The sequence below is a fragment of the Bdellovibrio sp. ZAP7 genome (assembly GCF_006874645.1).
GTDB lineage: Bacteria > Bdellovibrionota > Bdellovibrionia > Bdellovibrionales > Bdellovibrionaceae > Bdellovibrio.
Genome location: NZ_CP030082.1, coordinates 2994688 through 3012219 on the forward strand (window position 1 = coordinate 2994688; position 17532 = coordinate 3012219).

19 protein-coding genes and 1 riboswitch are annotated in these 17532 nt (G+C 46.5%); of the genes, 9 read left to right on the plus strand and 10 right to left on the minus strand.

What is annotated here, in order from left to right; genetic code table 11:
- Positions 1-85: 85 nt before the first annotated feature.
- Together DOM22_RS14410 and DOM22_RS14415 are read right to left on the minus strand one after the other, a co-directional pair.
- A complete protein-coding gene (locus DOM22_RS14410; RefSeq protein ID WP_142701052.1) occupies positions 86-1129 on the minus strand; it encodes a hypothetical protein in 1044 nt (347 codons plus the stop codon).
- On the minus strand, positions 1126-1935 hold the full coding sequence (locus DOM22_RS14415; RefSeq protein WP_168196668.1) for a TIGR02147 family protein: 810 nt from the start codon (positions 1933-1935) through the stop codon (positions 1126-1128). The genes DOM22_RS14410 and DOM22_RS14415 overlap by 4 nt, the downstream gene beginning before the upstream one ends.
- A 185-nt stretch (positions 1936-2120) precedes the next feature.
- Here DOM22_RS14415 and DOM22_RS14420 point away from each other — a divergent pair, with 185 nt between their 5' ends.
- Positions 2121-3863 carry a hypothetical protein gene (locus tag DOM22_RS14420; RefSeq protein ID WP_142701054.1) on the plus strand — a complete coding sequence of 581 codons (1743 nt, stop codon included), beginning with the start codon at positions 2121-2123 and terminating at the stop codon, positions 3861-3863.
- Here the strand turns inward: DOM22_RS14420 and DOM22_RS14425 are convergent, their stop codons facing one another.
- The 3 genes from DOM22_RS14425 to ppdK form a co-directional block, all read right to left on the minus strand.
- The gene (locus DOM22_RS14425) at positions 3864-4787 is read right to left on the minus strand and encodes a MipA/OmpV family protein (RefSeq protein WP_210415632.1); all 924 of its coding nucleotides are present in this window, start codon (positions 4785-4787) and stop codon (positions 3864-3866) included. It abuts the gene before it with no gap.
- A gap of 25 nt (positions 4788-4812) precedes the next feature.
- A complete protein-coding gene (locus DOM22_RS14430) occupies positions 4813-5607 on the minus strand; it encodes an ABC transporter substrate-binding protein (RefSeq protein ID WP_142701056.1) in 795 nt (264 codons plus the stop codon).
- Positions 5608-5718: 111 nt separating this feature from the next.
- Positions 5719-8436, minus strand: a complete 2718-nt coding sequence (gene ppdK / locus DOM22_RS14435) for a pyruvate, phosphate dikinase (RefSeq protein WP_142701057.1) — start codon at positions 8434-8436, stop codon at positions 5719-5721.
- Positions 8437-8728: 292 nt separating this feature from the next.
- Between ppdK and DOM22_RS14440 the strand changes: the two genes are divergently transcribed.
- The gene (locus tag DOM22_RS14440) at positions 8729-9022 is read left to right on the plus strand and encodes a hypothetical protein (protein WP_142701058.1); all 294 of its coding nucleotides are present in this window, start codon (positions 8729-8731) and stop codon (positions 9020-9022) included.
- 12 nt (positions 9023-9034) lie between these two features.
- Entirely contained in the window at positions 9035-9358 is a 324-nt protein-coding gene (locus DOM22_RS14445) for a hypothetical protein (protein WP_142701059.1), read from the plus strand.
- A 29-nt stretch (positions 9359-9387) separates the two neighbouring features.
- Here DOM22_RS14445 and DOM22_RS14450 read toward each other — a convergent pair whose 3' ends face one another.
- The 3 genes from DOM22_RS14450 to DOM22_RS14460 all read right to left on the minus strand — a co-directional run bounded on the left by DOM22_RS14450 (position 9388) and on the right by DOM22_RS14460 (position 12608).
- Positions 9388-10074, minus strand: coding sequence for a hypothetical protein (locus DOM22_RS14450; RefSeq protein ID WP_142701060.1), 687 nt, complete (start codon positions 10072-10074; stop codon positions 9388-9390).
- Between the two features lie 53 nt (positions 10075-10127).
- Positions 10128-11036, minus strand: a complete 909-nt coding sequence (locus DOM22_RS14455; protein WP_142701061.1) for a hypothetical protein — start codon at positions 11034-11036, stop codon at positions 10128-10130.
- Between the two features lie 228 nt (positions 11037-11264).
- Positions 11265-12608, minus strand: coding sequence for a glycine--tRNA ligase (locus tag DOM22_RS14460; protein WP_142701062.1), 1344 nt, complete (start codon positions 12606-12608; stop codon positions 11265-11267).
- 93 nt (positions 12609-12701) lie between these two features.
- On the opposite strand from DOM22_RS14460, the gene DOM22_RS14465 reads away from it, so the two are divergent.
- Both DOM22_RS14465 and DOM22_RS14470 read left to right on the plus strand, forming a co-directional pair.
- Positions 12702-13127 (plus strand): cytochrome c3 family protein, encoded by a 426-nt coding sequence (locus DOM22_RS14465; protein ID WP_210415633.1) that lies wholly within the window; start codon positions 12702-12704, stop codon positions 13125-13127.
- Positions 13128-13262: 135 nt separating this feature from the next.
- On the plus strand, positions 13263-13721 hold the full coding sequence (locus DOM22_RS14470) for a hypothetical protein (protein ID WP_142701064.1): 459 nt from the start codon (positions 13263-13265) through the stop codon (positions 13719-13721).
- A gap of 19 nt (positions 13722-13740) precedes the next feature.
- Here DOM22_RS14470 and DOM22_RS14475 read toward each other — a convergent pair whose 3' ends face one another.
- Complete coding sequence (locus tag DOM22_RS14475) at positions 13741-14154, minus strand: J domain-containing protein (protein WP_142701065.1); 414 nt, start codon at positions 14152-14154, stop codon at positions 13741-13743.
- Positions 14155-14205: 51 nt separating this feature from the next.
- On the opposite strand from DOM22_RS14475, the gene DOM22_RS14480 reads away from it, so the two are divergent.
- The 4 genes from DOM22_RS14480 (at position 14206) to DOM22_RS14490 (ending at position 16130) form a co-directional block, all read left to right on the plus strand.
- Entirely contained in the window at positions 14206-15000 is a 795-nt protein-coding gene (locus tag DOM22_RS14480) for an Mrp/NBP35 family ATP-binding protein (RefSeq protein ID WP_142701066.1), read from the plus strand.
- Between the two features lie 97 nt (positions 15001-15097).
- Positions 15098-15382, plus strand: coding sequence for a hypothetical protein (locus tag DOM22_RS14485; protein ID WP_142701067.1), 285 nt, complete (start codon positions 15098-15100; stop codon positions 15380-15382).
- 122 nt (positions 15383-15504) lie between these two features.
- Positions 15505-15786, plus strand: a complete 282-nt coding sequence (locus DOM22_RS19945; protein WP_168196670.1) for a hypothetical protein — start codon at positions 15505-15507, stop codon at positions 15784-15786.
- Between the two features lie 29 nt (positions 15787-15815).
- Complete coding sequence (locus DOM22_RS14490) at positions 15816-16130, plus strand: hypothetical protein (RefSeq protein ID WP_142701068.1); 315 nt, start codon at positions 15816-15818, stop codon at positions 16128-16130.
- Between the two features lie 76 nt (positions 16131-16206).
- On the opposite strand, the gene DOM22_RS14495 is transcribed toward DOM22_RS14490, so the two are convergent.
- Positions 16207-16668 (minus strand): DUF1573 domain-containing protein, encoded by a 462-nt coding sequence (locus DOM22_RS14495; RefSeq protein WP_142701069.1) that lies wholly within the window; start codon positions 16666-16668, stop codon positions 16207-16209.
- Positions 16669-17089: 421 nt separating this feature from the next.
- A riboswitch (cyclic di-GMP riboswitch) is annotated at positions 17090-17163 on the plus strand.
- The last annotated feature ends 369 nt before the right edge of the window (positions 17164-17532 follow it).

Consider the following 17532-nt stretch of genomic DNA (forward strand, 5'->3'; position numbering starts at 1 on the left):
CGAAAGAAAAAATCTCTAAAGAAGCCGCATTTAAGATTGTGATAACAACATTAACTCTGACGATTTTGGTGACGTACTTTCTTCACTAATTAAAAAAGTAAAGATCACCAACTCTGCGTCCCTGATGATCGATTAAGGTGAAGCTTAAAGTTTTAGGAGCCTGCACATCTACTTCCAAGAACATCCTGTGGTAGTACTCGTGATATGGCGTCGAACCTCTGACGTTATCCATAATGTTCACATTAATCTGATGCACATCCTGAAGATAATCGCTGAAGGCCAGATAGAAAAGGTTTTCGGGATTTTGCGCAGCCCTCACGCGGATCACGTCGCGCAAGTCAATTTTATAAGGAAAGGGTTCAGAACAATTCATCTTTGGGTTTTTTTTGCACAAGAATCGATCCAATTCCTCAAAGCCACCAAAGAAATCATCCATTGGAATAATCACTGGCGACCAGTCTTCATCAAGAATTGAATCAGGACGATACTGAAGGATGATGGCCGGAACCAGAGGCAGCATGGGCTGGTGAACAAAAACACCCAAAGCATATAAAACTCTAAGTAGATGGGTCTTACTTGCGGGCTCCTGAAAATGAGCTTGAGCGGCTTGTTCGATATCAATGATTTGCTCGTAGGTCGCGCTAGGATTCACCAACCACAGAGCCTCGTGAAAAAGAATTGCCGCTTGTTCAATTTCGTTCAAGCGAAAGAACTCTGGCAAAAGCATTGTCTTTTTCGTTTTTGGCTCAGTGACGGCAAAGATCACCACGTTATCTGATGAAACGTTCAAAAGCTTTGCATAAATCGCAACCAGATTGCGACGTGCATCCGGATCAAATTTGTCAGAGCTGATTTGGTGATAGTTTCGTGCAAGTGACGGCGTGATGGCCGCCAACAATTCCCCTTTTACATTCTCAGGCAACGGCATTCGTAAAATACGATCCGTCAACAGACTTAATCCTGGAACCGCATAGAAACCCAAGGGATCTTTATCCACAGAAATGCGCGCAGAACCAAAAGTTTGGTAAGAACCATCTTGAGAAGTCCCACCCCCACCATTTTGCACTTCTTTCGCGGCAAAGATGTTTACAGAAAATAATAAAACACAAACGCCGATTAGAATTTTCATTCTGCATCTCCTTTGAGCTCAAACAACTGCATGGACAAACTAAAGACTTTTTCTTTACCGGGAATCGCTTCCAGATCACGAACCAAAGCACGACGGAATTCACGTAGTCGGTCTTTGGCATATTTCATCTGCTCTGCACTCATTGCAAAGATCACCGATGAAAATTCGCGCTCCTCAACGGCATCATTCTGGATGGCGCGATCCGCGCGCTTTAACATCTGATGATGGAAATTTTGAATCGCATGGGAAGACACATCTGCAGAGGTTGTGAAGTCGCCTTCCAGCGCTTGCCAGCGTTCCCCGGTCGTGTCCAACATCTTGCTCGCCACCAGTTGTGCGACGACCTCTTCAACTTCAGATACGGGAAGCCCCAGGCGTTTCGCAAAGGATGATGCCGAAGTTTCGATTTCTGGAACCGCCAAAAGTTCAAGCAAAGCCAGGTTCCGCCAATCCACGACGGCGTGAACTTCAGAATCTGTCAAAGTGCGTTCGTCAAGCAGGTACATGCGAACGCGCTCGCGAGCTTCTTTCTTAGCAATTGAACTCCGCGAATGCTCCGCACGAATTAGGTCCAAGAAGTATTCGCGATCTTTACCACTGAGGCCAAAACGCCCTGCCATCTCTGCGCCCTTAAGATCTGACAAACCTACTTTACCATTCATAATTTCGCTCAAACGAGAGGCATTCAGGTCCAAATCACGAGCGAACGCACGCATCGAGTAAGAGGAGTTTTTAGTCTTTCTCTTCTTGAATTCTTCGAAAATAAAATCTCTGTATGTCTGCGACTTAAGACTTCCCGTTTTCATAAGTTCGTCATTAAACATCCGTAACTTTATTTGTCGAACCATAACACACGGCACTGTTTAGTTTTTCGGCATCATCATCGCATTGATATTGAGCGTGTTCGAAATTCGGAAACCACATCCAATAAGTGATGGTTTCAATGTCAGCACATTGACAGGTGTATAACTAAATTCGGGAGAATCTCATAATGAGACATTTCACGACTCTTACAGCAATTACTCTAGCCTTAGCCACTTCATTGGTTGCCTGTCGTGACACTTCCTCGAAAAGTCCCGAGAGCTTGAGCCCCGCAGCGATTGCCGATCAAAATCGACCTGCAACGGACCCCGCTAACGGCGAAAGCCGTGGACTTACAGCGAACGGTCGCTTCAGCGAGAGTTTTAAAAACAGCTATCCCCTTGAGTACGCGTGCACCACAGAACTTTGCAGCACTGAATTTCAAAAATACCCAAGCCTTATTAAAACAACTCAAGCAGCATCCACCCCCACAGTGGCCCAAAAAAAATATTATGCGGACTACATTCAACCGGCCTTGGTGAGCTATTACAACTCACGCAAAGCGAACTCTGCAAAATGGCTCAGTCAGCTTGAGGCGAAAGAAAATGAATTTGCCAATATCAATCTAAGCGAAGATCAACTGAGAATTCTCCAGACATTAAATGCCCTTCAAAATTCTGACAAAATTCCATTGATGTCCCTTTATTGGAACGGCAAATTTTCCCAAGTCGATTTCCAAAAAGCCTTCTACATTTATCAACACATGGGCAAATGGTCGTATCTGCAACAAATGCATCCAAAGCTTTCATTAATCGAAGCGGCCAAAATGGAATTGGACTTTATTGAGAAAAATCTTCCGCGTCTGACCAAAATTATCGGAGGCGCGAATTCCCTGGACGCGAATATTACGGAAAAAATCAAAGCCTCTCAAGCCCTGGATCTGGATGAGATGGAGGAGCTTTCAGAGTACTCCCTGTCTATACACCGACTTGAACATTTTCTGTTTGGCGAAGGCAAGGCCGTTATTACGGAGCTAATGAAATCTTCTCCTTTAACTTCAGAGCAACTCTACAAAATCTATTCGAAAAAGAAACTGCAGACGGAACATACTAAACGCATGCAAACGGATCTAAGGGACAATTGCTCGGATCGCTATTTTCAATCGATCAATCTGTATCCCCAAACAGAACAATTGGAAAAGTTTAAATCCTTGGCAGAGCAAACTCGTGAATCGGCCCTCTCAATGATTAGCACTCAAGATCCGGCTTATGAAAAAGTGAAGGCGATCCAATTTATGTATCCACCCACTTCAGATAAAAATAGCACCTCTTGGTTAAATGCCCTGCGCTCCAAAGCAGCAAGCATCCAGGAAGACACCGATGGACTTGAACAGCTTGATTCCCAATCTTTGTATGCCAAGGCGCTGATCATGACGATGTTTGCCGACTATTCCAAAGAGGAAAACCTTTGCCCAAAAATCCCAGACGAAAAAATTTCTGACAAAAACGCCGTGTCTTATGGTTACGTGATGGTGAGCTGGTACAGCGTCAGATATCCTGAATTGGGCGCCTCGATTGTTGCCCACGAGATCGGTCACTCGGTTTATGCTTACAGCAATATGGCTGACGCAACAAAGTCCTGCCTACAACAGAAACAGGCATCGGACAATTTCACTAATGAAGATTTCGCAGACCTATTCTCTGCGAAGGTCAGTCAGAATCTCGCAGCCAGATATCAGATTCCCACAGGTAATATGGCTTGTGCCTTGATGGATAATCTTTATCCCTTGAACAGCCGCGACACCTCGGATCCGCATTCAACCCTGCTGTATCGCGCCTTGCAACTGGGCATTGCGACGGGAAAACAGATTCCAGCGTCCTGCCAACAACTGGCTCAACGAGACAATGCTTCCGCGACTCGCCAGTGTAATTGATTAATCGATAGGAATGAGACGTTCATGCCGCTGCTGTCTGTAGCGGTTGATCACACCTTGAGTGTCTTCGGGCGCGACCGATGGGCGTGCAGACTCACCAAACTGATAAATCATCCCCACCCCATAGCCGACATTCAAATCTGATCGATGGAGGGGGCTTGAGCGATTCGCAGACCACGTATAGTCCGAAACCGATGCGCCAATATAGAGTGAAAAACGACCGGAAGAAAATCTTTGATAGTAAGAAAGATTGTTATTTAAAAAGCCCGCCCGGGCATTGTAAGCCGCGCGAGAAGCCGTCGCAAACATCGGATCCACTTCAAAGTAAGTTTGCATGTACTCTTGGCTGGCGGCGTTCATTTCCAGCGCCGTGGTACCGGAAATATAAATGGGCGAGGAAAAAGGTCCCCGCGCATAACTTTCCCAGCGGTAGATAACTTGAGCTTTAAAGCGCATTCCATTCTGACGGATATACGTGCCGTAAGCTGCGGCCGAAAGAAAGGGAGCTAATTGAAACTCCCACGTTCCCCCACTTGACCAAACCAGCTGCGGGCCGCCGTCTAGCACCAAGGGCAAATTCTCCATGCCTTCACGGGCCAAATTCTTGGATGAATCCAGAGGCAATCGTCCCCCTCCAGAAAACTCCAAAGACCACGCATCAGATTTAAAGAGATAAGCCCGGCCCCCTTCGCGATCGTCCGCACGCAAGTACTCGCCACGATATTGAAAGGTCGGAAATGGAAGCATCAGATCGGAATACTCATCTGATGACGGATAGTCAGCATAGCGTATATATCCCAGACCTAAGCCCCACTCCCATAATGGGGGAGACGGCTCCTCATCGGCCAAAGCCAATGGAGAAATCGAAAGTACCAGAAGGAGAGCCAGGAAAAAACGCATAAAGCCGTTATCGGCTGTTCTCACGTTTTCCCAACTGGACAATCAAATATTAATCGTTAGGAACAATCGCGTTTTGGATGACGAGAGCAGAGGAGTATTTAGCATAAATTTTAGCTAATGTTCCATCACGTACCATTCCCACCAGCGCTGTTTCGAGCATCTTAACATCAGCGTCGCTGATGCGTTTTTTCGAATAGTAAGTTCCCACGCCGGTGAGGACCTTGCGATCGATCTGCAAGCCAAAATCCCGCATTCGATATTTCTGTAAAAAATAATCTGAGATCGATACGGAACCAACAAAGACTTTGACCTGCCCCCGCTTCAACGCTTGAAACACTGTCGCATAATCTGGAAATTGCCTGATCCGCCCCTGTTCCCGCAACTGAGTTAACTCTTGCTCCAGAAAGTATCCTTGAGTGCCGATGAAGCTTCCAAAAATAACCGATTTATCCGCCAAAGCTTTATCAAGATCGTATTTCTTTTTTTGTAAATCAGGCGAAAGAGTGACCGCACGGTAACTGCGAAACATTTGAATAAAATGACCGACTTTATCCATCGTGGGAGTTTTAATGGAAAGCACGGTGATATCCACGCTGGAATTTTTCATCCGCTCCACCAGCGTGGGTCGCGACATTTCTAAAACTTCGAAAGTACAGCCCGTGCGTTTCCGAAGTTCCTCCACCGTATCCAACATCGATCCACGTGCTTCACTTTGTTCCAAAAAATATAGAGGCTCATTCTGAATCACCCCCACGCGGAAAGCGCGCTCACACTTTACCACTGCAGAAGATGAAGACGTGTAAGTCAGAATCCCAACAAAAAAAGCGACGCAAATTTTAAACATGAAAAGAAGTTATCAAGATCTTTTGTTTTAGGAAAAGCAATTGAGAGGCCGTCTGCAGCCCTACATAGTGGGGAAATAAAAAAGGGAGCCCCTAAGGCTCCCTTACGATTGTTAAGAATGCAGCTTCTTTGTCAGAAGCGCTGCTCTGGCAGCAGCAAGCCTTGCAATGGGTACACGGAACGGAGAACAAGAAACGTAATCAAGTCCCACTTTGTGGAAGAACTCGATAGATTCCGGATCACCACCGTGCTCACCGCAGACACCGATTTTCAAAGCCGGCTTCATACGACGCCCTAAATCCACACCCATTTTCACCAAGGAGCCTACGCCCACCTGGTCGATTGATTGGAACGGATCTTTAGGCAAGATGCCGTTAGAAACGTAAGAACCCAAGAAGCGGCCGGAATCATCACGAGAAAGGCCCAAAGTCGTTTGAGTCAAATCGTTCGTACCGAAGCTAAAGAAGTCTGCATGTTCAGCGATCGCATCCGCCGTCAAAGCCGCACGAGGCAGCTCGATCATAGTACCGATGGCATAATCAAACTTCATGTTCTTTTCGTTCAGAACTTTTTTAACTTCTTTTTCCGCCTGACCACGAAGCATGTCCAACTCTTTGTCAGTCGCCACCAGTGGAATCATGATTTCAGGAGCTGAAAGCTTCAAACCTTCCTTCATAATCATGCACGCTGCTTCTGCGATAGCGCGAACTTGCATGATATAGATTTCAGGATAAGTGATCGCCAAACGGCAACCACGGTGACCCAACATTGGATTGAATTCGTGTAAAGCTTTTACTTTGGAACGAAGACGATCAAAGTCAGTACCGATGCGTGCAGCCAACTCTTTAGTTTCCTCATCCGTGTGAGGAACGAACTCATGAAGAGGTGGATCCAACAAACGGATCGTTACTGGTAAGCCGTCCATGATTTTGAACAATTGATAGAAGTCATCACGTTGCATCGGCAACAACTTCGACAAAGCCTTTTCACGGTCCATTTTGTTATCAGCGATGATCATTTCACGAACGGCATCGATACGGTCTGCACCAAAGAACATGTGCTCTGTACGGCAAAGACCGATACCTTCTGCACCAAAGTTTTTAGCAGTTTGCGCATCTTTCGGAGTATCGGCATTCGTACGCACTTTCAACTTACGCGTGCGATCCGCGATTTTCATGATGCGTTCGAAGTATTGATCCAATTTAGGTTCAATCGTTTTAACTTCGCCCAAGAAGACTTCACCTGTGGAACCATCCAAAGTGATCACATCGCCCTTTTTAAGAACGTAGCCTTTCACTTTCATAGTTTCCGTGCGGTAGTCGACTTCAACTTCACCACAACCAGCTACGCAGCATTTACCCATACCACGAGCGACAACCGCAGCATGAGATGTCATACCTCCACGAGTTGTGAAGATACCTTGTGCTGCCACCATGCCTGCGATGTCTTCCGGAGAAGTTTCCACGCGAACCAGGATAACTTTTTTGCCTTGCTCTTTCCATTCAACAGCTTCTTCGGAAGTGAATACGATTTGACCGTTCACGCCGCCTGGAGATGCCGGAAGACCTTTAGCCAACAGGGTTTTTTGCGCTTTGGGATCCAACGTTGGATGCAGAAGCTGATCCAAAGAAGAAGGATCCAAACGAAGAAGTGCTTCGTCTTCTGTGATCAACTTTTCATCGATCATATCGCAAGCAATTTTCAAAGCTGCCGCGGCTGTACGTTTACCGTTACGAGTTTGCAGCATCCACAACGTAGAGCGCTCGATCGTGAATTCGATATCCTGCATATCGCGGTAGTGACCTTCTAGTTTTTTATAAATATCCACAAGCTGTTGGTAAGCTTGGGGAAGCGCTTCTTCCAAAGACTGAACGCCAGATGCCGCCGCCGCAATTTTCGTAATTGGCTGCGGAGTTCTGATACCCGCCACAACGTCTTCACCTTGTGCATTGATCAAGAACTCACCATAGAACGCTTTATCACCTGTGGAAGGGTTGCGAGTGAACGCCACCCCCGTTGCAGAGTCATCACCCATGTTACCAAAAACCATGGATTGAATATTAACTGCCGTACCCCAAGCAGCTGGAATGCTGTGAAGTTCACGGTAAGTGATCGCGCGAGGAGTGTTCCAAGAGCGGAATACTGCAGAGACCGAACCCCACAATTGCTCCCAAGGATCAGACGGGAAAGACTGACCTGTCATTTGGTGCACAAGTTCTTTGAACTTTTTAACCAACAACTTCAAATCGTCCACTGTCATTTCAGTATCAAGTTTGTAGTGTTTGTCTTCCTTCATGTCTTCCATCGTCACTTCAAGAAGTGACGAGTTCATCCCCATCACAACATCAGAGTACATTTGGATGAAACGGCGATAAGAATCCCAGGCAAAGCGTGGATTGTTAGAAGACTTAGCCAAGCCCTCAACTGTTTGATCGTTCAAACCCAAGTTCAAGATGGTATCCATCATCCCTGGCATGGAAGCACGAGCACCGGAGCGAACAGAAACCAAAAGTGGATTGTTCACATCACCAAATTTTTTACCGATTTTCGTTTCCACTTTTTGCATGGCTTCAATTACTTTTGGACGAACCCATTCTGGAAGCTTGCCACCTTCTTCATAGAAGTGCGTGCAGATCTCAGTCGAGATTGTGAATCCCGGAGGAACTGGAATTCCTAGAGAAGTCATTTCGGCAAGGTTTGCACCTTTACCACCCAAGATGTTTTTCATTCCCGCGTTGCCTTCAGAATCCCCGGCAGCGAAGAAATAAACGAACTTCTGCGGAATAGTCGTTTTGTTAGTTGGTTTTTCAACCGTGACGTTCTGGTTCATAAGTTTCCCTTCCAGCTTGTCTAAAATACTCTTAAATGTGTCTGAAACACCTAGCATAAGACCAAGCTAAACCCTTAGAATCAATGAAATATTTCGACACTTCGCCCCTCACAATATTAGAGCCTGGGCTCGATCCACGGGGTTCCGTAATCTCAAAGAAAAACCAGCACTTAGGTGACAATTTTCTGAACACCTTTTCAAGGTTTTACAGGCCTGGGGTTTCCATACCGGGAACTTCGCCTCGCTATGTTAAAACTGCGGCATCTGTTTTAACGATTTTAAGGAGATTCCTATGAAAGTTTTCGCTGTTATTTTGACTTTGTTAGCTACCACTTCTGCTTTTGCTGCTGATGACTGTTCTATCGAACAAGCACAGGTTATCGGCCGTGTGACTGCCATCCAAACTACACAGGGCGACCTTTGCGTAGCGCAAATTTCTTTTAGCTATTTCGAGCCAAGCTATTCATGCCCTTTGCTTAGAAGCCAAGTTGGTATCGTTGAGCTTGAGTGCAATCACGCTGTTGGCTCCCAAGTTGACGGCATCCTGAATCACCCAGCTGGCAGCAACAAAGTTTCTCTTTACTAGATTGGTGATTGCATGAAGGTGGTTTTATCTCTTTTCGCATTTTTCGCCGCTTCTTCAGCTCTTGCAGAAACTGTGGTTTGCAAACAGTTAGATGCGAAAGTGGTTGCAGAAATTGTCGACATCAAACCCCTAGAGGGCACAGGACTTTGCGAAGCTGAACTTTCGTTTGAAGGTTCCAAAGCACTGTACCTGGAAAACAACTCCTGTGCTCTTCCCTATGATGAAGTCATCGCCAGAAAAGTCGCTCTTAAATGCGAACACAAGCCCGGCGACGAATTGATCGGACTGTTATATCGTTCCGTCTTTGATGTGCAGATTTATTTCTATAAACCATAAAAAAAGGGAGCTGATAAAGCTCCCTTTTTTTATTTCTTTTTAAGATCGCTATAGTCGCGCAAATATAATTTCCGATCCACCATATCCATCACGGTGAACTTCCCTGAATCAAAAGCAGAACGAATGATTCCCGATCTTGCACCCACCCACACATTATCTTCAGCACACAGATTTCGATAACACGGAATTCGCTTCGCCACTAAAGTTTGATCACGAACATAGCTTCCGCCATCAAAGTTTTCCTGCACGATGAAAAGCCCCCGCTCATACACCGCTCTGACGACACCTTCGGTATAAGTTTGATTTCTAAACGGTCCCACTAAAACTTTATCACCCGGCCAGATATCGCGGGGTCCTTTGTTCATGCGTTTTGAAATATAGCGGGCTTCGCGCTGATAGACCTGGTAGTCATCATCGTCTCTGACCCACACCGTGCGCCCGTCAGTCGAAACCTTGACGACGATTCCTGTGATGTAGCGGCCGCCTTTAAAAGGTCCCGATAAAACGAAATCCCCAATAGTAATTCGTCCTGGCGCAGGCGCTGGTGTCGATGGCGGCTTGGGTGCTGGTGGTTTTGGCTGAGGTGTTGGATCGTTCGGATCCGGAGGCAGGGGTTGAGGAAATTCATCCCCAGGATTCGGCAAGTCTTGAAGCTGTGCCCAGGAAGTTGTCGTGAAACCGAATAAAACCAAGAAGACGAACAATGCTGTTTTCATAAAACACGGCTCCTTTAAGCGACGCCGTGTCTTGTGAAATTACGCGGCCTCTTTTAGCGAATCTCGCGGTAAGGGCGCAAAGTCAAATTACCAGAATAAGGGTCTTGAATAGCAAAGAAGCCGTTGTCGTAAGCACGAACGATCGTGCCCATGTAAACCTGCTGACCGACACACAAACTGCGATAGCAAGTTGTCTGTCTTACCAAATCGCCATTTTTGCGAATGTCTTTTCCGTTGTACAAAGCATTGATAAGGTAAACGCCGCCTTCGTAAACTTCCGCCACACGCGTTTCGAAAAACGGAGCACCATTCACGGGTTCTGTCAGAACCATTTCATCTTTGCAGATACGTGTTTTGCGATCACAATTCGTTGCACGCAAAACTTCTTTCGTCGACGCCACATAAGTTCGGCCTGACAATTCTTCTCTAACAACCATGTAACCATTGGAGTACACGCCTTGGATTTCCACCGGGTTGTAGTTACGGCCGCGGTTGAATTCGTACATGCCTTTTGCACCAACACAGTGACCTTTGTTGTTGCAGTTCAGCCATACGCCAACGTACTTCGCTTTGACGGAAGAGAATTGACCGTTGAATTCGTTACGAACTGTGATGATTTTTCCGTCACGAGAAATACCTGCGATAGTTCCGGTGATGTACATGCCGTCAAGAACTGCCAATGCGCGATCACCGATCGTAAATTGATCGTCACTGTCTACACCCGGGCCACCATTTGATGGAGGACGAGGCACCGGCTGAGTTGGTTCCTGCGGTTGCTGTGGAGGTCGCGGTTGCTCCGGATTTGGCCAAGGAGTTGGATCTTGGGGTTGTTCAGCAGGAGGTTCTGGAAGTGGTTGCACCGGACCCGAGCCATCATCACCTGGAATTGGCAAATCGGACTCTTCTGCCCAAGCATGAGAAAGATTGAAAATCACCAAAGCGGCAATCAGAAGGTTTTTCATGGAACTCCCTTTTCAATAAACAGAGCTCCAGCTATCAAAATAGCCCGGTGGTGTCACCTTTTTAGCCCCCAGAATGGACATCATTGAGTTAACTTTGAAAAACGTACGCCATCCTCAACGAAAGCACGCTGCGTCATCAGCGATAGGTCGTCGTTTTCAAAATAAAAAAGGAAGCTTCAACAGCTCCCTTTCTTATGCGCAGCTCCCAGAAATAGGACCTGGCACCTTTTAGAAATTTTTAATTTTTCCAGCAACGTAGGCGTTCAATTGTGACATTGGGATACGCTCTTGAACCATTGTATCGCGGTGACGAACTGTAACCGCCTGGTCGTTGATTGTATCAAAGTCGATCGTCACGCAGAACGGAGTCCCGATCTCGTCTTGACGACGGTAGCGTTTACCGATGGAAGCCGCTTCGTCGTATGTCACATCAAAGTCTTCAGCCAATTGATCACGAAGTTTATCCGCGATCGAAGTCAGCTCTTCTTTTTTGGACAACGGCAAGATCGCAACTTTGAACGGAGCGATTTCTGGGTGAAGACCCATCACCACGCGCACGTCTTCTTTGCCTGCTTCGTCCTTCGTCACTTCTTCACGGTAAGCATCGCACATGAATGCCAGGAACAAGCGATCACAACCCACTGCCGTTTCAATAACGAAGGGGATGAATTTTTCTTTGTTCGCTTCGTCGAAGTACTCAAGATTTTTACCCGAGAACTTCATGTGTTGAGTCAAATCGAAATCAGAACGGTTATGGATACCCTCAAGTTCGGAGAAACCCATTGGGAATTTGTATTCCACGTCAACAGCCGCGCGAGCATAGTGCGCAAGCTTCTCGTGAACGTGAACTTTCAAGTTTTCTTTTTTGATTCCGTATTTGGAATAGAACGCCAAACGACGCTCTTTCCATTCTTCAAAGAATTTTTCGTCAGTTCCTGGTTTTACGAAATATTGCATTTCCATTTGTTCGAATTCACGGGTACGGAAAATAAAGTTTCCTGGAGTGATTTCGTTACGGAACGACTTACCGATTGCCGCGATACCAAATGGTACTTTGTAACGAGAAGATTGTTGGCAGTTCAAGAAATTCACAAAGTGACCTTGAGCTGTTTCAGGACGCAAGTAAACGACACTCGCAGAATCCTCCAAAGGACCCATGTGAGTTTTAAACATCAAATTGAAATTGCGCTCTTCAGACAAGTTTTTGCTGCCACAGTTCGGGCACTTTCCGTCTTTAAGGTAAGACTCGGTGTTGTCAGCGCGGAAACGTGTTTTACAATCTTTACAGTCCACCAATGGATCCGAGAAACCATCCACGTGACCAGAAGCTTTCCAAACTTGGGGATGCATCAAAATAGCCGCGTCAAGACCCACAATGTCGGGTCTGCGAGTCATGGCATTCCACCATGCGCGTTTCACGTTTAGTTTCATCAAAGAGCCCAGAGGACCATAGTCCCAGCAGCTACCAAGACCACCGTAGATCTCGGATGATTGGAAGACAAATCCACGACGTTTGCTAAGGCTGACCAAGGTTGCTAAATCGGTAAGTGGTCTGATTTCAGGAGTGCTCATGAAGGCTCTACTTTCCCCTCCGATGGCTTCGGAGTTGCTAGTTTGTTTTGGACTCAAGGCAGGACTGCCTTGTGCTAGGTCACGAAGTTACACTTGGGTCCAGATACAGTCAACAAATCAGGGTCTTTCTTGATCTGGGACCTGGTCCTGGGTGATCCTAGTTTTATGCAGCGCAATTTCATGATTTTCAGTCTTCTTTCAGTTCTGTTTTTCGTGGGTTCAATCACCTCGGCAGAGTCCGTACCTAAATTCGTTAAAAAAGAAGAAAATATTCGTGAAGAGATGGTCACGATCTCCCGTGAACTTGGCGTCACCTGCACTGAATGTCATAACGTTCAAAACTTCACTGACAACAGCAAAAAAAGCTTCAAGGTCGGCAAAGAACACATGAAGCTGACTCAAATGCTAAAGGAAAACGGTTTCGACGGTAAAAAAGGCCCGACAGCCACATGCTATATGTGCCATCGCGGAAAACTAATGCCGGAATATAAAGAACCCCAATCCGCTCAAGCACACTAGGACTGTGTGCCCATCCTCGGCACTGCAAAATCCCTTAGCCGCATCAACTTGAGAATGTCCTTGCCAACTCCGATATAGCCCCCTGCACCTGCGCACGCCCCTTGCTTCTACATTCTGCAAACGGGAGTGCGAAGAATGAAAATCTTTTTGTGCTGTCTCATGTTGGGACTGACTTTCCTAAAATATAGCTCTGAGATGACCAGCGACTTCGCATCGACAACTCCACACCTCTGGGATGGCCGCGAAGGGTCTTACACCCTGATCGGCGGAGCTGACGGCTGCCCGACCACAATCACTCTGATTGAACAGTGTGGCGGCTTTACTTTAAATCCACGCCTGAAAGACACGGACCTCGACACAGTTCGCTTTTGCCACATCGACAAAGGCCCACGGTTTTCCCGCAATGACTTCGGGAAGGTTTCGACTGCCTCTAAAACTGAAGACGAATACATTCGCAGAACTGAAGTAGCCCACCTGGGCCCTCAGATCTTGCCACTCAGCCAGGATTTAGTGTTTTTAAATCCCGATCGCCTTAGATTTCAGTGGGAGCACATCGTGCGCGGTCGTGGCGTGAGCTGCCTTTACGCCAGATAATATTCAACCAAATTTGATCTTATTTTTTATTAAGAATAGCGTTGTAAGCCGTTTCGAAAAACTCGATGGATCCTTTGTCGCAACGACGGATCTGAGTCTGATAGGCTTCGGTAACCGTCTTGATCGACGCCCCTGCCGGCACTCCCAAAACTTCGTAAGCATCCCAAGTATGAGAATTATAGCTAAAGATCACATTTAGATTTTTGGGTCTTACCCCTTGCAAATCCGGATGAACAGCTGCGCGCGTAGCCGCCACAGGTCCCACCTCTTTGGCAGAAGTTGGCTGTTCGGGCTCGATGAGCGGCGGCGCGCTGTCCTTTGCTTTCATGTCCAGGCGCGTAGGAGTTTTCTCCCCACCTCTAGATAAAAGGTACCAGACAACGAAGGCCCCTGCTCCCACAAGGTTCAACGTCAAAAAATCTTGGCTATTCATGTAAAGTCTATTATTCGTTGTCAGCTTAAAATTAGCAAGGAGTCCCTGACCATGGCAGCACCAAATCCTTTCGAAAAACAAAACGCTATTCCCGGAGTGAAACATATTATCGCAGTAAGCTCGGGTAAGGGTGGAGTTGGTAAAAGCACCGTTGCGACCAACCTCGCAATGGCCTTGGGGCGCAAATCAAAAGTTGGTTTACTTGATGCTGACGTGTATGGTCCGAGCATTCCTCGTATGTTGGGCTCTCTTGCTCAAAAACCAAACATCAACCCCGAAACGAACCAACTTGAGCCGATCAACCGTTACGGCATCAAACTGATGAGTATTGGCTTTTTGATCGAGGAAGGTTCGGCCGTTATCTGGCGTGGCCCGATGTTGTTCAAAGCGATGGATCAGTTCCTGCGCGATGTGAATTGGGGCGAATTGGATTACTTGGTTGTCGATCTGCCTCCAGGCACGGGAGACATCCAACTGACTCTGGCACAAAAAGTTCCAGTGGCCGGCGCCGTTTTAGTATCCACTCCGCAGAACGTTGCGTTGATTGATGTCAAAAAAGCAGTCGATATGTTTCAACGCGTAAACGTACCTTTGCTGGGTATGGTTGAAAACATGGCCTATATGGTCAACCCAGTGAATGGCGAAAAAATGCAGCTTTTCCCGAAGGGCGAGATCGACTCTTACGCGGCACAAAAAGGTATTGCAAAGCTTGGGGAAATTCCATTTAATCCCTCTGTAGGCTTGGCATGTGAAGCAGGTATTCCGATCGTCGAAGCAAACAGCAACGGCGCAGAGGCACAGGCTTTCATGGCGATCGCTGACAAACTGCGTGAGATGTTGCCATAGATTTAACGATCACAAATCCCCTTCATTGAAGTTTTACAACTTGCCATCACTCTGGATTGTTTGTTGAATAACGAAAAACCATATTGAGGGGGATCTCATGAAAAAATTCTTCGCTGCTACTTTGATCGCTTTGGGTTTCTGCGTTTCTGCACAAGCTGAAACTGCAATGCCTATTCTTCCAGTTTCTGTTCAATCTGAAGTTTACGCTACAACTGCTGAGCAAGCCGCTGGCGAAACTCAATGGGCGACTCAAGGTAAATATTGCTGCTTCCAAAGCCATGGCGGCGGTTTCTGTGAATTGAACAACTACTTCAACGTGGGCACTCCATGCAAATGCACTAACGGTGGCAACAACACCATCTCTGGTCACGTTTGCCGCTAGTTCTGTAATAGAACGACTCGGCCATGGGTCCGTCCCGGTTATGTTCCGCAACACAGTATCTTGTGAGTGGTGATTAGCTGGGCGAAAATAGATTCGTGGCCGTTATAACTTCAGAGGCAATCATGAAAGCGTTTTGTCTCGTACTCATTATAGGATTGATTTTTTCAAAGTCGATCCATGCTTCGACTCAGGGAACTCTTCGTTTCCCTCTTCAAAATCAAACACCGTTGTATTCTTCATCTGCACTTGATCCCGAGATCGATAGTGATGACGTGTACGCTATGAGCGTGTGCTGCCCCGTGAGGCCTGCTCCATCATGTGGTTGGGGTGACTTCCCTATTGGCAGCGAATGTTACTGCAGTTATGCCGGTCAAATTTATCCTGGAACCGTTTGCGGAAAGTGATTTCTGTGAACTTAAATTAGGAGGATTTTATGAGAAAGGTATTAGCCACCCTTACTCTGGCCCTTGCATTCTCTTCCGCTGCGATCGCGGCTCCGCAGTCACAGCTGCCTTCAGGACGTCCCCTTTTCCCTATTGAAACGCAAGCCGCAGGCCTGATGAGTACGACAGCAGAACAGGAACAATTGGATATGGCGAAACTTGATGAAGGCGATGCCAAATACTATTGGGGCAATAAATGTTGCACCAATTATGGTTGGTGTTATCTGAACCAATGGGCGCCAATCGGTTACAACTGTTATTGCTATAGCTATGGTTGGTATTATTACGGCAGAGTTTGTTACTAACTCGTCTTGAAGACAGCCACACTCTTGCTTGAATAAAGATGCCGATTTCATCGGCGTCTTTATTCATATTGCCAATCTATCTATAAACCTGCGCCTTCATCTGAATATTAAAAAGATCTTCTTCCCCCGGTTCTTCATGGGCATAGCGGATCTCCAGCTTGCCGGTTTTATGCCCCACGGCCGATGCGGGATTCGCGTAAAATGAAACTTTCATCGCTGTTGTTTCACCCGGCTCAACAGCAAAATTCTCCACGGTGTAACCGAAACCCTCACCGGTGAAAGTCGCTCCCCGACAAGTTACAACATGATTGGTGTTATTCTTAAACTTAACAAATTTAATTTTGGTATGTCGTTGCTTCACTTTCCCAAAATCCACGAATTGCAATTGCTCGCGAAGATCCTTTTTTAATTTCTCCATCTGATAGATCTCTATCGTGGGTATTTGCGAGCCATCGTAAATCACGGCAGGTTCGATACTCGCGAAGGCAAAGGAGACAGCAAACAATAAATAACTGCTGCATAAAAGGGCAACTTTCATTCTTATAATCTCCTTTTTGTTTTCTTTTTCAGTCTTGCTGATATTTTTTTAAGCGCAAGCAATCGCCGAATTCTGTGCTTTCAATCAATTTATCGAGGGGCTTTTACTCAAGATTTCTCGACGTGAGACGAATCTCGAACTGTTTTGAGAAAATGATGACCATCACTTTGTCGAAAAAGAAAATCGAGCTATTCTGTAAATGTTGAAACCGAGGGGCCTGTTAGACTCGACTTGTTCGGGTGAATGCTTAAGGGCCAGCTAAAGGAGGACAGTGATGAAGTTTCGTATCCACGACCATCATGATGAAGCACCGAAGTGACGAGGCGTCACCAGGATTACTACCGCAAAAGGTTCGGTCAGATTCTATAGATAACTCAAAGGAGGTTCCTAGGGTTATACTCGTTAGGATTTAGATCCTTCCTTTGCCTCAAGGCAAACTATGGGAAACCATAGGGCGCAAAGCTACAGGGGCTTCACTGCCAGCCAGCTGCCAAAGGTCACAGAGTACCTAAGGGAACTTAGAGGTGTGCAAAATGGAAGGTCTTTTTATTACAAAGGATTGGTTTCATTCCCCTCGCCTAGGAGCTATCAATGATGATTATTCCTAGGCACTTTTTTTTCTTTCTTCTCTTCTTTTAAATCCTTAAAACTTAGTTCTCGGTTCACCCAGCTTGCTGGGTAGGCGTACTTGCATAACGTCGACACGCCATCGTGGCTCACCGTCGCCGCCCTTGGCGGTTCGCGCATCCATGCGCCGACGGAGGTCGACTTTTATGCAAGTACGCCTACCCATCAATCTGGGCGTTCGACTGCTTAGTTTTTGGACTTCAAAAGAAGAGAAGAAAGAAAAAAAGGGTCTCGGCT

What these genes read in the sequence shown, in the direction of transcription:
- DOM22_RS14460 (WP_142701062.1), bottom strand. Translation starts at nt 12,608, where the DNA reads ATGAGCACTCCTGAAATCAGACCACTTACCGATTTAGCAACCTTGGTC.
- DOM22_RS14475 (WP_142701065.1), bottom strand. Translation starts at nt 14,154, where the DNA reads ATGAATAGCCAAGATTTTTTGACGTTGAACCTTGTGGGAGCAGGGGCC.
- DOM22_RS14485 (WP_142701067.1), top strand. Translation starts at nt 15,098, where the DNA reads ATGAAAAAATTCTTCGCTGCTACTTTGATCGCTTTGGGTTTCTGCGTT.
- DOM22_RS14450 (WP_142701060.1), bottom strand. Translation starts at nt 10,074, where the DNA reads ATGAAAACAGCATTGTTCGTCTTCTTGGTTTTATTCGGTTTCACGACA.
- DOM22_RS14445 (WP_142701059.1), top strand. Translation starts at nt 9,035, where the DNA reads ATGAAGGTGGTTTTATCTCTTTTCGCATTTTTCGCCGCTTCTTCAGCT.
- DOM22_RS19945 (WP_168196670.1), top strand. Translation starts at nt 15,505, where the DNA reads ATGAAAGCGTTTTGTCTCGTACTCATTATAGGATTGATTTTTTCAAAG.
- DOM22_RS14455 (WP_142701061.1), bottom strand. Translation starts at nt 11,036, where the DNA reads ATGAAAAACCTTCTGATTGCCGCTTTGGTGATTTTCAATCTTTCTCAT.
- DOM22_RS14490 (WP_142701068.1), top strand. Translation starts at nt 15,816, where the DNA reads ATGAGAAAGGTATTAGCCACCCTTACTCTGGCCCTTGCATTCTCTTCC.
- DOM22_RS14495 (WP_142701069.1), bottom strand. Translation starts at nt 16,668, where the DNA reads ATGAAAGTTGCCCTTTTATGCAGCAGTTATTTATTGTTTGCTGTCTCC.
- DOM22_RS14415 (WP_168196668.1), bottom strand. Translation starts at nt 1,935, where the DNA reads ATGAAAACGGGAAGTCTTAAGTCGCAGACATACAGAGATTTTATTTTC.
- DOM22_RS14410 (WP_142701052.1), bottom strand. Translation starts at nt 1,129, where the DNA reads ATGAAAATTCTAATCGGCGTTTGTGTTTTATTATTTTCTGTAAACATC.
- DOM22_RS14430 (WP_142701056.1), bottom strand. Translation starts at nt 5,607, where the DNA reads ATGTTTAAAATTTGCGTCGCTTTTTTTGTTGGGATTCTGACTTACACG.
- DOM22_RS14440 (WP_142701058.1), top strand. Translation starts at nt 8,729, where the DNA reads ATGAAAGTTTTCGCTGTTATTTTGACTTTGTTAGCTACCACTTCTGCT.
- DOM22_RS14420 (WP_142701054.1), top strand. Translation starts at nt 2,121, where the DNA reads ATGAGACATTTCACGACTCTTACAGCAATTACTCTAGCCTTAGCCACT.
- DOM22_RS14470 (WP_142701064.1), top strand. Translation starts at nt 13,263, where the DNA reads ATGAAAATCTTTTTGTGCTGTCTCATGTTGGGACTGACTTTCCTAAAA.
- ppdK (WP_142701057.1), bottom strand. Translation starts at nt 8,436, where the DNA reads ATGAACCAGAACGTCACGGTTGAAAAACCAACTAACAAAACGACTATT.
- DOM22_RS14480 (WP_142701066.1), top strand. Translation starts at nt 14,206, where the DNA reads ATGGCAGCACCAAATCCTTTCGAAAAACAAAACGCTATTCCCGGAGTG.